General features: G+C 70.1%; 14 protein-coding genes. 6 read left to right on the top strand and 8 right to left on the bottom strand.

The features are described from left to right. The first annotated feature begins 187 nt into the window (after positions 1-187). The 5 genes from rsmI to GSQ87_RS16140 all read left to right on the top strand — a co-directional run bounded on the left by rsmI (position 188) and on the right by GSQ87_RS16140 (position 4,953). On the top strand, positions 188-1,051 hold the full coding sequence (gene rsmI / locus GSQ87_RS16120; RefSeq protein ID WP_158916356.1) for a 16S rRNA (cytidine(1402)-2'-O)-methyltransferase: 864 nt from the start codon (positions 188-190) through the stop codon (positions 1,049-1,051). Further along, entirely contained in the window at positions 1,048-1,464 is a 417-nt protein-coding gene (locus GSQ87_RS16125) for a YraN family protein (RefSeq protein ID WP_158916357.1), read from the top strand. The genes rsmI and GSQ87_RS16125 overlap by 4 nt, the downstream gene beginning before the upstream one ends. A gap of 16 nt (positions 1,465-1,480) precedes the next feature. After that, complete coding sequence (locus GSQ87_RS16130) at positions 1,481-2,296, top strand: transglutaminase family protein (protein WP_158916358.1); 816 nt, start codon at positions 1,481-1,483, stop codon at positions 2,294-2,296. A gap of 51 nt (positions 2,297-2,347) precedes the next feature. Beyond that, on the top strand, positions 2,348-3,295 hold the full coding sequence (gshB, locus tag GSQ87_RS16135) for a glutathione synthase (protein ID WP_158916359.1): 948 nt from the start codon (positions 2,348-2,350) through the stop codon (positions 3,293-3,295). A gap of 107 nt (positions 3,296-3,402) precedes the next feature. Next, positions 3,403-4,953, top strand: coding sequence for a YifB family Mg chelatase-like AAA ATPase (locus tag GSQ87_RS16140; protein ID WP_158916360.1), 1,551 nt, complete (start codon positions 3,403-3,405; stop codon positions 4,951-4,953). Between the two features lie 25 nt (positions 4,954-4,978). On the opposite strand, the gene GSQ87_RS16145 is transcribed toward GSQ87_RS16140, so the two are convergent. Continuing rightward, a complete protein-coding gene (locus GSQ87_RS16145; RefSeq protein ID WP_158916361.1) occupies positions 4,979-5,401 on the bottom strand; it encodes a helix-turn-helix domain-containing protein in 423 nt (140 codons plus the stop codon). A gap of 165 nt (positions 5,402-5,566) precedes the next feature. Between GSQ87_RS16145 and GSQ87_RS16150 the strand changes: the two genes are divergently transcribed. Next, complete coding sequence (locus GSQ87_RS16150) at positions 5,567-7,102, top strand: response regulator (RefSeq protein ID WP_254063025.1); 1,536 nt, start codon at positions 5,567-5,569, stop codon at positions 7,100-7,102. On the opposite strand, the gene folP is transcribed toward GSQ87_RS16150, so the two are convergent. The 7 genes from folP to GSQ87_RS23005 all read right to left on the bottom strand — a co-directional run bounded on the left by folP (position 7,068) and on the right by GSQ87_RS23005 (position 15,254). Further along, the gene (gene folP / locus GSQ87_RS16155) at positions 7,068-7,883 is read right to left on the bottom strand and encodes a dihydropteroate synthase (RefSeq protein ID WP_158917790.1); all 816 of its coding nucleotides are present in this window, start codon (positions 7,881-7,883) and stop codon (positions 7,068-7,070) included. The two genes, GSQ87_RS16150 and folP, sit on opposite strands and share 35 nt — an antisense overlap. A 29-nt stretch (positions 7,884-7,912) precedes the next feature. Next, the gene (ftsH, locus tag GSQ87_RS16160) at positions 7,913-9,799 is read right to left on the bottom strand and encodes an ATP-dependent zinc metalloprotease FtsH (RefSeq protein WP_158916363.1); all 1,887 of its coding nucleotides are present in this window, start codon (positions 9,797-9,799) and stop codon (positions 7,913-7,915) included. A 112-nt stretch (positions 9,800-9,911) separates the two neighbouring features. Continuing rightward, on the bottom strand, positions 9,912-11,162 hold the full coding sequence (gene tilS, locus GSQ87_RS16165) for a tRNA lysidine(34) synthetase TilS (RefSeq protein WP_158916364.1): 1,251 nt from the start codon (positions 11,160-11,162) through the stop codon (positions 9,912-9,914). A gap of 33 nt (positions 11,163-11,195) precedes the next feature. Continuing rightward, on the bottom strand, positions 11,196-12,143 hold the full coding sequence (locus GSQ87_RS16170) for a tetratricopeptide repeat protein (RefSeq protein ID WP_158916365.1): 948 nt from the start codon (positions 12,141-12,143) through the stop codon (positions 11,196-11,198). A 108-nt stretch (positions 12,144-12,251) separates the two neighbouring features. Then, complete coding sequence (gene pal, locus GSQ87_RS16175) at positions 12,252-12,836, bottom strand: peptidoglycan-associated lipoprotein Pal (RefSeq protein ID WP_158916366.1); 585 nt, start codon at positions 12,834-12,836, stop codon at positions 12,252-12,254. A gap of 56 nt (positions 12,837-12,892) precedes the next feature. Beyond that, complete coding sequence (gene tolB / locus GSQ87_RS16180) at positions 12,893-14,212, bottom strand: Tol-Pal system beta propeller repeat protein TolB (RefSeq protein ID WP_216839356.1); 1,320 nt, start codon at positions 14,210-14,212, stop codon at positions 12,893-12,895. Between the two features lie 46 nt (positions 14,213-14,258). Continuing rightward, on the bottom strand, positions 14,259-15,254 hold the full coding sequence (locus GSQ87_RS23005; RefSeq protein ID WP_158916368.1) for a hypothetical protein: 996 nt from the start codon (positions 15,252-15,254) through the stop codon (positions 14,259-14,261). Positions 15,255-15,262: the final 8 nt, after the last annotated feature.

Here is a 15,262-nt window from a genome sequence, read left to right on the forward strand (position 1 = left end):
CCCGTGATTCCAGCAAGATATCGGCAGGGCGTGTGCGTCATCGCCACGACACGGCGCAAGAGCGGCGCCAGTTTCCCCGACAACCGCTTTAGCTGGCCGGCTCCGCTGGCGGCTGGCGGCGGGAGACGCTATCCCAACGCTTGGCCCCAGCCCTCCCTGTGGGGCCGGAAGAGGTTGATATCGGTCCATGTCGCCAGCGCCACCGCCGCCATCGGACGCGCCGCTCGAGCCCGGCCTCTATGTGGTCTCCACCCCGATCGGCAATCTGCGCGACCTGACCTTCCGGGCGCTCGACGTGCTGACCGCCTGCGATCTGGTGCTGGCCGAGGACACCCGCGTCACCTCCAAGCTGCTGACGGCCTATGGGCTGTCCAAAAAAATGCAGCGCTATGACGACCACATCGGCGAGCAGGCGCGTCCCGCCATTCTGAAGCGGTTGGCGGAGGGCGGCCGCATCGCCCTGGTCTCGGACGCCGGCACGCCGCTGGTGTCGGATCCAGGCTACCGGCTGGTGCAGGCGGCGCTGGAGCAGGGCGCGGCGGTGATCCCGATTCCCGGCGCCTCCGCCCTGCTGGGCGCGCTGGCGGGCGCCGGCCTGCCCACCGACCGCTTCCTGTTCGCCGGCTTCCCGCCGCCCAAGTCCGGCCCTCGCCGCGCCCAGTTCGAGGAGCTGACCTCGGTGCGCGCCAGCCTGGTGTTCTACGAGACCGGGCCCAGGCTCCGCGACAGCCTGACCGACATGCTGGCGGTGTTCGGCGCGCGCGAGGCGGCGGTGTGCCGCGAGCTGACCAAGAAGTTCGAGACCTTCGTGCGCGGCCCGCTCGACGCGCTGGTCGCCGATCCGGCCCTGGAAGCGCCTCGGGGCGAAATCGTGGTGGTGGTCGCCCCCGGCCGCGAGGAGGCCGCCAGCGAAGCCGACGCCGACCGCGCCTTAACGGAGGCCCTGTCGCGCCTGTCGCCGGGCGACGCCGCCGGCGAGGTGGCCAAGGCGCTCGGCCTGCCCCGCCGCGCCCTGTACAAGCGCGCCCTGGCGCTGCGGAACGACGGATGAGGGCCACGCGCGATCCTATGCCCGCGAGCCGCACCGCCCTGCGCCGAAACAGGGGGCTGAAGGCGCGCCAGACCGGCCGCGCCGCCGAGGCCCTTGCGGCCCTTTGGCTGATGGTCCGCGGCTATCGCATCCTCGCCTTCCGCAGCCGCACCCACGGCGTCGAGATCGACCTGCTGGCCCGGCGTGGCGGCGTGCTGGCGGTGGTGGAGGTCAAGGCGCGCGGGTCGCTGGCCGAGGCGATGGAGGCCGTGACGCCCGTGCAGCAGGCGCGCCTGCGCCGGGCGGCCGAAGCCGTGTGCGGCCGACCGGGGTTCGAGGGCCTATCGGTGCGGCTCGACCTCATGGCCCTGGCGCCCGGTCGCTGGCCGCGTCATGTCCCGAACGCCTGGCCCGACAGCTGGCCCGCCTCCTAGCGATGTCCAGCCCACCATGACGACGCGCGAAGAAAGCGAACAGGTGCTGGCCGCCGCCGGGGCCAGCCCCGATGGCAGTTTCCCGATGTTCGAGGCCGCGTTATCCTGCGCCCTGCACGAAGACGGCGCCCGCGATCCCGATCCCGCGCGCCGGCTGGTGGACGAGGCGGTGGAGCGGTTGGGCGTGCGGCTGAAGTCCGAACGGCCAGAGGACGCCGTCTGCGAGGCGCTCGGGGGCGACCTGGGGCTGGGCGGCGACCTGTTCACGCCGGAGGACCCCGCCAACGCCGACCTGATCGCAGTCTGCGACCGGCGCCGGGGCTTGTCGATCGCGCTTGGCGTGCTCTACCTGGAGGCGGGACGCCGGGCGGGGCTGGAGCTGGGCGGCGTGGACTTTCCCGGCCACTTCCTACTGCGCATCGAGACGGTGGAAGGCCCGATCGCGCTGGACCCCTATGACGGCGGCCGCATCGTCATGCCGTCCGAGCTCACCAGCCGCGCCTTGAACGCGGGCCTGATCCCCAGTGTCGCCGACCGGCTCGACACCTTGATGGTCGCCGTCAGCGATCGGCAGGTGGTGCTGCGGCTGCAGAACCAGATCTTCGCCCGCGCCGTGCGCGCCGGCGCCTATGAACGGGCGGAGCGGTCGGCCATGCGCCGCGCCCTGCTCCATCCCCGCGACCATCACCCCTGGCTCGACATCGCCGCCGCTCGCGAGGGACAGGGCCGGCTGGCCGGCGCCCTGGAGGCGCTCGACCGGGCCCAGGCGCTCGGCGGCGCGGCCGGCTACGCCGACCACGCGCGCGAAAGGGTTCGCCGGCGGCTGAACTGAGCTAGAGGTGCGCCCGACAGTTAGGCTCCACACCCTCAGCGGGAGATCGCCATGGCCCTTCGGGTCGCAATCCAGATGAACCCCATCGAGCTGGCCAACCCGGAGGGCGACACCACCTTCCTGATGGCGCTGAACGCCCAGGAACGCGGGCATAGCCTGTGGGTCTACCAGCCCGAGCACCTGGCCCTGGAGGACCGCCGCGTCACCGCCCGCGCCCGCCCGGTGCAGGTCCGGCCCACGGTCGGCGACCACGTCACCCTCGGGCCGCCCGAGGTGCTGGACCTGTCGGAGGTGGACGTGGTGCTGATGCGCCAGGACCCGCCTTTCGACCTCGCCTACATCACCGCCACCCACATCCTGGAGCACATCCATCCCAGGACCCTGGTGGTGAACGACCCGGTCGAGGTGCGCAACGCCCCGGAGAAGCTGTTCGTCACCAAATTCGAGGGCCTACAGCCGCCGACCCTGGTCTCGCGCGACCTGGACGCCATCGCCGATTTCCGCACCCGCTATCCCGACATGATCCTCAAGCCCCTCTACGGCGGCGGCGGCTCGGGCGTGGCGCGGCTGAAGCCCGACGACTCCAATCTCGAGGCCATGCTGGAGCTGCACTTCGCCATCGGCCGCGAACCGGTGATCTGCCAGGCCTTCCTCCCCGCCGTGGAGAAGGGCGACAAGCGCATCCTGCTGGTCGACGGCGAGCCGGTGGGCGTGGTCAACCGGGTGCCGGCGGCAGGACAGGTGCGCTCCAACCTGCGGGTCGGCGGCCGGGCCGAGGCCGTGGACCTGACGCCGCGCGACCGCGAGATCTGCGCCGCCATCGGACCGGACCTGAAGGCGCGCGGCCTGCTGTTCGTCGGCATCGACGTGATCGGCGACTACCTGACCGAGATCAACGTCACCTCCCCGACCGGCGCCCAGCAGCTCAAACGCTTCACCGGCGTGGACGCCACCGCCCTGATGTGGGATCGCATCGAGGCCATCCGCGCCGGATGTTGATGATATGTTCCGAAATTAACCATCCGTTAGGGAAGTTAAGTTCCCCCTCCGTTCTTGCAGATGGAGGTGCAATCGGCTTATCCTCCACCTGAATTTCGGGGCGGGATATGGTCGCGCGGGTGGTGACGGTGGCGTTCGAAGGCGTGGAGGCGCGCCGGGTCGACGTCGAGGTGCAGTTGAGCTCGGGCGCGGTGGCCTTCATCGTCGTCGGCCTGGGCGACAAGGCGGTGGCGGAGAGTCGCGAGCGGGTGCGCGCCGCCTTCGCCGGCCTGGGCCTGGCGCTGCCGGCCAAGCGACTGATCGTCAACCTGGCGCCCGCCGACCTGCCCAAGGAAGGCAGCCACTACGACCTGCCGATCGCGCTCGCCCTGATGGGCTGCATGGGCATCCTGCCGGCGGACGCGCTGAACGGCTGGCTGGCGTTCGGGGAGCTGGGGCTGGACGGCCAGATCGCCCCCACGGCCGGCGCCCTGCCCGCCGCGATGGCCGCCTCGGCCCTGGAACTGGGCCTGATCTGTCCGGAGGCGTCGGGCGCGGAGGCGGCCTGGGCCGGCGAGGTCCCGATCCTGGCCCCGCGCTCGCTGATCTCGCTGATCAATCATTTCCGCGGGACCCAGGTGCTGAGCCCGCCCAAGCCCGGCCCGGTGTTGTCGGGCGCCGCCGTCGCCGACCTGCGCGACGTCAAGGGCCAGGAACAGGCCAAGCGGGCGCTGGAGATCGCTGCGGCCGGCGGCCACAACCTGCTGTTCATGGGGCCGCCGGGATCGGGCAAGTCCATGCTGGCCCAACGCCTGCCAGGCCTGCTGCCGCCCCTGACCCCGCGCGAACTGCTCGAGACCTCCATGGTCCATTCCGTCGCCGGCCTGATCGCCAAGGGCGCGTTGACCACGGCCCGGCCGTTCCGCTCGCCCCATCATTCCGCCAGCATCGCCGCCCTTACCGGCGGCGGCGTCCGCGCCAAGCCGGGCGAGGTGTCGCTCGCCCACAATGGAATCCTGTTCCTGGACGAACTGCCGGAGTTCGCCCCGCAGGTTCTGGATAGCCTCCGCGGGCCGCTGGAGACCGGCGAGGTGATGGTGGCGCGCGCCAATGCGCATGTGCGCTATCCTGCGCGGGTGCAGCTGATCGGGGCGATGAACCCCTGCCGGTGCGGACATGGCGGGGCGGGGCGCGGGGCCTGCGGCAAGGCCCCCAAATGCCAGCTCCAGTACCAGGGGCGCATTTCCGGCCCGCTGATGGACCGCATCGACCTACAGGTGGAGGTTCCGCCCGTCACGCCCGCCGACCTGGCGCTGCCGCCGCCCGCGGAGGGCACGGCCGAAGCCGCGGCCAGGGTCGCGGCGGCGCGGGCGATGCAAGTCGAGCGCGGCGAGGCCGGCGATGGGGTGGAGACCCTGAACGCCCGCCTCCAGGGCCAAACCCTGGAAAGGGTCACGGCGCTGGATCAGGCTGGCAAGGCGCTGCTCGCCCAGGCCGCCGAGGCGCACGGCCTCTCGGCGCGCGGTTGGACCCGCACGCTGCGGTTGGCTCGCACCATCGCTGATCTGGACGGGGTCGACGCCGTGCGACGAACGCACGTGGCGGAAGCCTTGATCTATCGCCGCCCCTCCCTCGTCGCCGAGCGCCCTACGGCTCTTCTGACGACGACGGGAATCTAGGGCGCGACCGCCGATAAGGCGCCTGTCAGGCGGCTTCCACCGGTTCCTTGGCGCTGCCGACTTCCTCGTTGGCGAGGCTACGGCTCATTTGCAGCAGGGCCCGACGCAGGCGAGGCGACTTGATGCGAGAATAGCTCTCGATCAGTTCCTCGGCCCCGCGCAGTTGCGCGATCAGGGCCATGATGGCCGGGGACTTGGGCGCGGGTTCACCCTCTTCCGGGAGCAAAGACGTCGGCGCCACCGCGAGCGCGCGAGCGGACTTCACCAGCATGGAAGCCGAGATACGGTTGGTGCCGCGTTCGTACTTCTGGATCTGCTGGAAGGTAATGCCCAACGCCCGGCCGAGTTGTTCCTGAGACATGCCCCGGGACTTGCGCAGCGTACGCAGACGCAGCCCTACGGCGATGTCGATCGGATCGGGTCCGTTGATGTCTGCGCGTTCAACCATCTCTTCTCCTAGTTCGTGCGCTCGTCCGCCCCTCGACGCGCCTAATAAACAATTCACATTGCACCGCTTGCAATCTGGGGCAAGTCGAAGCAACCCCTACAAGCCTAGGGTGGTCAAAATGCCCCGCTTTGGAGACTGTTAAGGAGGTTTGGCGCAATTTGGGCCATGGGTTCAGCTTCTGCAAAGTCTGGCGAAATCATCAGCGCACTGCGCGATGACCCAGGAGTGGTCCGCGCCCGCGATCAGGTCTTCGCACTTCTCAGCCACGAGATACGAACGCCACTCAATGGTGTCTTGGGTATGGCCGGTCTGCTGGCGAGCACCTCGCTGGACCCCACCCAGAGCGCCTATCTCGCCACCCTGCGCGACTGCGGCGAACATCTGCTCGGCCTGGTCAACGACATGCTCGATCTGGCCAAGCTGGAGTCCGGTCGGGTCGAACTGGAGATGGTGGAGACCGACGTCGAGGGCCTGCTCCAGGGGGTCTGCGAACTGCTCAGCCCCCGCGCCCACGCCCAGGGACTGGAGATCGCCTGGGCGGTGGCCGCCGACGTCCCGCCGATCCGCACCGACGACGGGCGTCTGCGCCAGATCCTGTTCAATCTGGCTGGAAACGCGGTCAAGCTGACTCGCGAAGGCGGGGTGCTGGTCACCGCCGCGCGGACAGCGGCCAACGACGGCGCGCTTCGCCTGCGCTTCACCGTCGAGGATTCCGGCCCCGGTCTGAAGCCCGACGAAAAATCCCGCATCTTCGATGAATTCGTCCAGGCGGAGGCGGGCGTCCAGGCCGGCGGCGCCGGTTTGGGCCTGGCCATCGTCCAACGGCTGGCCGAGGCGCTTGGCGGTCGCGTGGGCGTCGACAGCACCTTCGGCGAGGGCGCCTCCTTCTGGTTCGAAGCCGATTTCGAGGCCATGGACGCGCCGAGGAGCGAACGACCGCTGGCGGGCCTCACCGTCGGCGTGGTCTCGCCGTCCTGGGCGGTATGTGAGGCCGCCACGGCCCAGATCGCCGCCTGCGGAGGCGGTTTCCAGCATGCCGCCCAGGCCTGCGACGTGGCCCTGGTGGACAGCGCCTCGATCCCCGCGTCGGTGCCCCACCCCGCCGGCGCGCCGCCCGCCCTGGTGCTGCTGGCGCCCGAGGATCGCGAACGGATCGCGACCTATCGCGCAGCGGGCTACGCCGGATATCTGATCAAGCCGCTGCGCCGAGCGTCGCTGGCCGCCCGCGTCCTGGCGGTTCACGCCCAGGCCAGACGCGTCCAGACCGAGCGCCTCCAGGCCGAGCGTGAGGACGCCCACGACGAACGCGCCGCGCCACGCCGGCTCGGCGGTCTGCGCGCCCTGCTGGCGGAGGACAATCCGGTCAACGCCCTGCTGGCGCGCGCCCTGCTGACCCGCAACGGCTGTTCGGTCGTGCATGTCTCCAATGGCGAGGACGCGGTCAAAGCGGTGAAAGACGCGCCCTACGACGTGATCCTGCTCGACATGCGCATGCCCGGAATGGACGGCCCGGCGGCGGCGCGGGCCATGCGCGCGGCGGGGCTGGCCACGCCCATCGTGGCGCTGACCGCCAACGCCTTCGAGGACGACCGGCGGCTGTGCCGGGACGCCGGCATGGACGGCTTCCTGACCAAGCCGCTCGATCCCGCAGCCCTGGAGCACGAGCTCAATCGCTGGCGCCCGCTGCCTCCGGCGCCCTAGCCGCTGCGATCGCGGCCTGCACCGCCAGGGCCTGCACCGTCTGGCGCACGTCATGGACCCGGAGCGCCGTCACGCCTGACGCCGCCCCCTGCAGCGCCATCGCCAGCGAACCGCCGATGCGGTCGTTCGGGTCGATCGCGGTGGAGTCGATGTGCAGCACCGTGCGCTTGCGGCTGACCCCCAGCAACACCGGGAAACCGCTCGCGGCCAGCCGATCCAGGTTGGCCAGCAGGGCCAGGTTGTGCTGCAGCCGCTTGCCGAAGCCGATGCCGGGATCGAACCAGATGTCCTCGCGCCGCACGCCGGCCGCCATCGCCGCCTCCGCCCGCGCCGACAGGTAGGCCAGCACCTCGCCCACCGGATCGGCATAGCGGGGATTGTCCTGCATGGTGCGGGGATCGCCCTGCATGTGCATCAGCACCACGGGCGTGTTCAGCTCGGCCGCCGTCGCCAGGCTGTCCGGAGCGCCGGTCAGGGCGCTGATGTCGTTCCACATCACTGCCCCCGCGGCCACGGCGGCGCGCGCCACGGCCGGCTTGCGGGTGTCGATGGAAAGCGGGACGTCGCTGACGGCGCGGATCGCCGTAATCACCGGCAACACGCGCGCGAGTTCCACCGCCTCGGCTGTCGGCGCGGCGCCGGGGCGGGTGGACTCCCCGCCGATGTCGAGCATGTCGGCTCCGGCCGCGACCAGGGCCAGCGCCTGGGCCAGGGCCGTGTCGCGCTCGGCGAACCGGCCGCCATCGGAAAACGAGTCCGGCGTGACGTTCAACACCCCCATCACCAGGGGGCGCCGTCGCAACGTCGCGATCACGCGGGCTGGGGCTCGGGATCCACGTGGGTCAAGGGCACCGAGACGGCGGGACCGGCCAGTGGCTCCTGCTCGTCTTCTTCACGCGTGGGCGGAATGCCCTTCAGCACGTCGGCGATCTCTGCACCGCTGAGGGTCTCGTACTCCAGCATGGCCTTGGCCAGGGTGTGCAGGTCCTCCAGCCGCTCGGTGATGATCCGCCGCGCCTCGTCGAAGCCGCCCTGGGTCAGGCGCTTGACCTCCGCGTCGATCTTCTTGGAGGTCTCTTCCGAGATGCTCTGGCGGTTGCCCATCGACATGCCCAGGAACACCTCTTCCTGGTTGTCGCCGTATTCGACCACGCCGAGTTCGTCGGAGAAGCCCCACTTGGTGACCATGGCGCGGGCCAGCTTGGTGGCCTGGCTGATGTCGGACGAGGCGCCGGAGGTGACCTTGTCCTTGCCGAAGATGATCTCCTCGGCCACCCGGCCGCCGAACAGGATGGCCAGGCGCGAGGTCATCTGCTCGTAGGACATCGACAGCTTGTCCCGCTCGGGCAGCTGCATGACCATGCCCAGCGCGCGGCCGCGCGGGATGATGGTGGCCTTGTGCACCGGGTCGGTGGAGGGGACGTTCAGCGCCACGATGGCGTGCCCGCCCTCGTGATAGGCGGTCATGCGCTTTTCTTCCTCGGTCATGACCATGGACTTGCGCTCGGCGCCCATCATCACCTTGTCCTTGGCGTCCTCGAAGTCGCGCTGGGTGACCATGCGACGGTTCTTGCGCGCGGCCATCAGGGCGGCCTCGTTGACCAGGTTCATCAGGTCGGCGCCGGAGAAACCCGGGGTGCCGCGGGCGATGGTCTTCACCTCCACGTCGGCGGCCAGGGGCACGTTGCGCATGTGGACGCGCAGGATGCGTTCGCGGCCGTTGATGTCGGGATTGGGCACCACGACCTGACGGTCGAAACGGCCCGGCCGCAGCAGGGCGGGGTCGAGCACATCGGGCCGGTTGGTGGCGGCGATCAGGATGATGCCTTCGTTGGTCTCGAAGCCGTCCATCTCGACCAGCAGCTGGTTGAGGGTCTGCTCCCGCTCGTCGTTGCCGCCGCCCAGACCCGCGCCGCGATGGCGGCCCACCGCGTCGATCTCGTCGATGAAGATGATGCAGGGTGCGTTCTTCTTGGCCTGCTCGAACATGTCGCGCACGCGGCTGGCGCCGACGCCGACGAACATCTCCACGAAGTCCGAACCCGAGATCGAGAAGAACGGCACGCCCGCCTCGCCGGCGACGGCGCGGGCGAGCAAGGTCTTGCCGGTGCCCGGAGGACCGACCAGCAGCGCGCCCTTGGGGATCTTGCCGCCCAGGCGCTGGAACTTGGCCGGGTCCTTCAGGAAGTCGACGATCTCGTTCAGCTCGTCCTTGGCCTCGTCCACGCCGGCGACGTCGTCGAAGGTGACGCGGGTCTTGTTCTCGGTCAGCAGCTTGGCCTTGGACTTGCCGAAGCCCATAGCCCCGCGCGCGCCGCCCTGCATCTGGCGCATGAAGAATATCCACACCCCGATCAGCAGCAGGATCGGCAGCAGGCTGCCCAGTAGCTGCATCCACCCGGACGGCTGGGCCGACTGCACCTGGATGTTGGCGCTATGGCCTTCCAGCCGCTTCAGCAGGTCTTCCTGCGAGCCCGGCGTGGTGGTGGTGAAGCGCCGACCGGAGGAATCGTGGGCCTGCACGGTCTCGCCGCGGATCACCACATCCTTGATCTGGTCGCTGTCGACCTTCTGCAGCAGCTGCGAATAGCTGATCTCGCCCGCCGCCGTGGTGTGGGCGCTGGGGTTGAGCACGCTGTACAGCGCGATCAGCACCACGACGATCACACCCCAGATGGCCAGATTGCGCAAATTCATGTTCGTCCTGACCTGTCCTCGCCTGGCTTAACGCCAGGAAACGACTTCAAACTCCGGGGATCAAGATAGGGTGGCCGAGGCTGCAGCGCCATGAGGCTGTCGGCGCCAAGTTTCACCCGGTCCACGTCAAAGCGTCGCGCACGGCCTCCACCTCGACCTCGATGCGCCCACACGCCGCCGCCAGACGCCTCGGCGCCAGCGCCACAGCCCGCCCCGGACCGCTTCCGAAAGGCGCCGGCAGGCTGACCGTTCCGTCCTCGGCGACCAGGGCCGGAAGCGCACCCCGCGCCTCCGCCGGCAAGGCCTTGAGTCGCGCGGCGTCCGCCGGGGGCAGGCGCGCGGCCAGGCCCGCCAAGGGCGCGACGTGCAGGCCGTCCACCGTCGCCTCCACCTCGAAGCGACCGTCGAACACTGCGGGTTCGGATCGCGTCAGGGGAAGCGACGAAAGGCCGCCCCGCGAACGCTCTCCCACATCCCGCACGATCACGGCCTGCCCGTCGGTCGCCCGCACGCGCGCGCCGCCAAGGGTGGTCTTGAAGGTCTCGTGCCGCGCCAGACGCTCAGTCAGGCGACGCACCGCCGCCCCCGCCGGCGGCCGTTCCCGACCCGAAGTGCAAAGCACCGCCTTGGCCACGACATCGACGGACGCCGCACGCGAGAGCATCACCCGCCCCAAGGCGTCGGCCGTCGCCGCCCCATCGGCACGGCGCGGGATGGAGATCACGGACGCCGGCACGACGTCCACCTGCCCCACCTCGTTCGCCAACACCGCGCGCGCCCGGCTGCGGGCGAAGCGGGGATCGGCGTTGGCGGGGTCCTCCAACCACCCCATCCCCTCCGCCGCCAGCAACGCCCGCAAGTCCGTCCGCCGCACCGCCAGCAGGGGCCGCAGCAGGAACACGCCCCGTCCTTCCGGCCATACCGGCGAGGGCGCCCAGGTTTCCAAGCGGCCGTGGGTCGGGGTGTCGCGGCGGATCAGGTCCGACTCGGCGACGTCGTCGGCGGTGTGGCCCATCAGGATCACATGCGCCCCCGCCGCCCCTGCAGCCTCCGCCAGCAGCGCATGGCGCGCACGGCGGGCCGCGGCCGGCAGGCCCGTCTGCGGCTTCGGTCCCGTCCAGCTCAGGGGCCGCCACTCGGCCCCCAGCCGTCCGGCGATTTCGCCGGCCTCGGCTGTCCAGCGGGCGCTGTCGGGATTGAGGCCGTGGTCGACGCTCAGCGCCAACAGCCGCCGGCCGTTCGTCCGCGCCCAACGGGCCGCAAGCACCAGCAGGGCGGTGGAATCGCTCCCGCCGGATAGGGCGACGGCGATCGGACGCCCGGCGCCCCGCTCGAGCCGAAGATCGAGCGCCGTCAACCTCATGTCAGGTCAGGGCGAGCGACGGCGATCGGAGGATCAGCCGCTGCACTTGGCGCGACCGCGCACCCCGTCGGCCCGGGCCTTGGTGGCTGGACCGGCCGTGGAGCTGAAGCGGTGATCGAACTCCGCCAGCGCCGCGCAGGCTTCGGTGGAGCGGTTGGTCTCCACCAGCGCGCGGGCGAGCTTCACCGTGGCGTCGCCGGCCCACGCGGTCTTGGGCCAGCCCTTCAGGGCGCGGGCGTAGGCGGGCGTCGCGTCCTGGAAGTCTTCCCGCGCGTAGTCGCTCTCGCCCATCCAGTAGTAGGCTTCCGACAGGTTTTTGGCCGACGGATAGCGGGTCACATAGTCCTGGAAGGCGCTGGCGGCCCCGGCGTAGTCGCCCGAGGTCACCCTGGCGCGGGCGGCGCGATAGACGTCGGCTGGACCCGCAGGCGCGGCGGCGGCCGGCGGCGGGGCGTCGGGCGCGGAGGACGGTCCGCCCAATCTGCCGCTATCGGCCGCCTGGGCCGCAGCGGTGGCGTCGGAGCCGTTCGGGCCGGTCGGCGGAGGCGGAACGGAATTGTCGGTGGGCGGAGGCGGGATTTGGCCGGCGGCGGCGCCCGGCGCGAACTGGGCTTCCAGCCGGCCGACGCGATCGCTGAGGTCCTTCAGCTGGCCGCGCAGTTCGCCGGTCTGATCGCGCAGGGCCTGGCTGCTGTGGCGCGCCTCGTCGGCGTCGTGGGTCATCACCTCGAGCTGGCCGGACAGCTGGCGCAAGGTGGCGTCCACCGCATCCAGCCTCTGCTCGACGGCGGACACGGCGGGATCGGGTCCGGCGAGCTTCACTTCGACCGCCTGGCCGGTGTCGCGGCCCTGGAACACGATGGCGCGCAGTTCGCGCACCTGCTTCTCCAGCCGATCGACCCGCCCGTTGTCCTGGGCGTGGGCCGAGCCGGCGAGCGCCAGGAACGCTACGGAGGCCAGGAGGAGTCTCGGTCGAGTCATGATGCTGTCCGTAGACGCTTGCGCCGGACGGCGGAAGCAGGAGCGTTGGCGGATCGCGGCGGGGAAGCGCATGCGCCGCCCCGCCTGGTATCCGGTAGTGTCCGGGCCTTATTGGCCGCTATCGTTCACGCCGCCGACCGCGCCGGCGGTGATGGCGGTGTGGCCGTTACGGTTCTTGGCCCAGGCGTCTTCGCCCGAACCAGCGTCGATCGGCTTTTCCTTGCCATAGGAGATGGTGGTGATGCGGCCGGCGGCGACGCCATGCTGGATCAGGTAGGTCTTGATGAACTCGGCCCGGCGCGCGCCCAGCGCCAGGTTGTACTCGCGGGTGCCGCGCTCGTCGCAGTTGCCTTCGATGCGCACCGTCACCTGCGGATAGCGACCGAGCCACTGGGCCTGGTTGTCCAGAATCTGGCGGCCTTCGGCGCCGAGGCTGTCGGCGTTCAGTTCGTAATAGACGCGGTCGCCGGCGGAGATGACGAAGTCCTGCACCGAACCGGGGACGGCGCCCACCGGAGCCTGGGACGGGCCGGTGTAGGGCGGGGGCGGAGGACCGTTGTCGGCCATCGGCGGCGGAGGCGGCGGGCCGGTGTCGGCCGGAGGCGGCGGCCCCTTGTGGGCGCAAGCCGCGAGGGAAGCCGCCAGGCCAACGCCGGCTGCGGTCTTCAGAAGAGCCCGGGTGTTCAGCACCATGGGAATTTACTCCTTCATATTCTGCAAAAAGGGAGCTGGACCGAAGAACGCCGGCCTTACTTCAGCAAGGGTGACCACGCCGGATCGGTGGCGCCGCCCGGATACGGTTCCAGGCGCTCGTTGCGCCCGGAAACGTCCACGGTCCATAAACGCGGCCCGGCCCCCGGCGTTTCCCGCGAGAACATCAGCACCCGTCCGTTGGGAGCCCAGGTCGGACCTTCGTCGAGGAAACTCGAGGTCAAGGTGCGCTCGCCCGAGCCGTCGGGGTGCATCACCACGATGTGGAACTGGCCGCCGGTCTGCTTGGTGGCCGCGATCAGGTCGCCCTTCGGGCTCCACACCGGCGTGGTGTACTGACCGCTGCCGAAGGAGATGCGGTGCGCGCCGCCGCCGCTCGAGCTCATCGAATAGATCTGCGGGCTACCGCCCCGATCCGAGGTGAACACGATCTGGCCGCCGTCCGGCGAATAGGAGGGCGAGGTGTCGATCGACGGGTCGGAGGTCAGCCGGCGGCTTTCGCGCGAGCGGAGGTCGTAGACGTAGATGTCGGTATTGCCGTTGCGCTCCACCGACAGGGCCACGTGCGACCCGTCGGGCGAGAAGCGGGGGGCGAAGGCCATGGCGCCCTGGAACTCGCCGATGGTTTCCCGCCGGCCGGTCTCCAGATCGTACAGGTAGACCCGGATCGCGTCCTTGGTCAGGGAGGCGAAGGTGATCTGCTGGTTGCTGGACGAGAAGCGGGGGCTGAGGATGGTCTCCTTACCGCTGCTCAGGAAGGCCGGGTTGGCGCCGTCCTGGTCCATGATCTCCAGCCGCTTGACCCGATGGCCGCGCGGGCCGCTCTCGGCCACGAAGACGATGCGGGTGTCGAAATAGCCGTCCTCCCCGGTCAGGCGCTTGTAGACCGCGTCGGCGATCTTGTGGGCGACGCGGCGCCAGTTGTCCGGCGTCGAGGTGAACTGGGTGCCGACCAGCTGGCTCTGGTTGTAGACGTCCCACAGGCGGAAATCGACGCGCAGGCGGCCGTCCGCGTCGATACTGGCCAAGCCGTTGACCAACGCCTGGGCGCCCACCTGCCGCCAGGCGGCGAGTTGGGGCTGGATGTTCACGTTCAGCGTCTTCTCGGGGAAGGTGCTCGCTGGCACCGGCTTGAAGTAGCCCGAGCGCTCCAGGTCCTTGGACACCACGTCGGCGATCTGGCCGCCGAGCTCCGTGGTGCGGGCGTCCGCGCCGCTGAAGGGCGGCACGGCGATGGGCAGGGGTTCCAACGTACCCTTATTGATCTGTACCTCGACTGGCTGAGCGTGCGCGACCGTAAGCGCGAGCGGAAAAGCGCTAGCGAGAAGAGCGGCGAAGGCGACGATGAAGTGACGCATGGGCTTCCTCTTAAACCGTCTCGCTGACGCTTTCATCAAATCTCATCTATCCCTCGCACGCAGACTTCGCATCAAAGTCCAGAATGATGTCTCGGTTGGCCGTTGGCGGCAGCTCGGTGTAAGGGGCGCCCTGAGCGACCGCGCTGACTGCACGTTGGGCGGCGGCATTCATTACAGCCTCACTTGCGCCGGACGAACTCTTTTTAAAAACAGTAGGTTGGCCGGCGAGACGATGGTCCGGGGTCAAGAGAAAGCGGACTTTCACTTCTACGCCCGTTGCGCCTTCGATCCCGCAGTTTGGGTGCCACAGGCGGATCACCTTGGCCGTCAACGCCCCCAGCGTATTGGCGTCCAGCGCTGTCGCCGCCCCGGCGGCCATGCGGGCAGTGCGGTCTGTCTCCGCATGCGCCTGTCCCTTGGCGGCATTGGCGCGATGGCCGGATGGACTTTCGGCGGCTAGCGTTTCTAAAAAGCTAGGCGAAGCTTTAGCGCGTGACTTTGATTTCGAGTCTTCCGCGAGGATGCCTTCCAGCAGACTCGACTTTGATTGCGCCTTGGTTCTCGGCTGCTCACTGGCGAGGTGCTCAAGGAAATTGGGGTCGGACTTCGCGACAGGCTTCGGAATGGGCTTCGGCTCGGGCTTGGGCGGCGGGGTGCGCTTCACCGGCACGGGCTTGGGTTCAGGCGCGGGCTGCGGCAGTGGCGGCGGCGTACGGTGGACCGGGCGCGGCGGCGGCGGCGCGGGTTCGGGCGGCGGCGGGGCGGGCTTGGGCTCAGGCGTCGGCGTCTCCACCGGCGAGGGCGGCAGGGGCGACGGCGGCGCGGGTTCGGGAGCGGCGGCGGTCTGGCGCTCCTCGGCCTGGACGGCGGCGCGCACATTGGTCTCGGGCGCGTTGGCGACCAGCGTCACCGGCGTCACCACCATCGGCCGGGTCAGGGGCGGGGCGAACTTCCAGCTGATCAGCATGGCCAGCACCACCAGCAGGTGCAGGCCCAGCGAGGCGACGAACGCCGGCCGAAGAGTGGTGGTGCGCTCCGCCACGGCGGGAC

It is taken from the genome of Caulobacter sp. S45 (genome assembly GCF_009765965.1).
Classification (GTDB): domain Bacteria; phylum Pseudomonadota; class Alphaproteobacteria; order Caulobacterales; family Caulobacteraceae; genus CAHJWH01.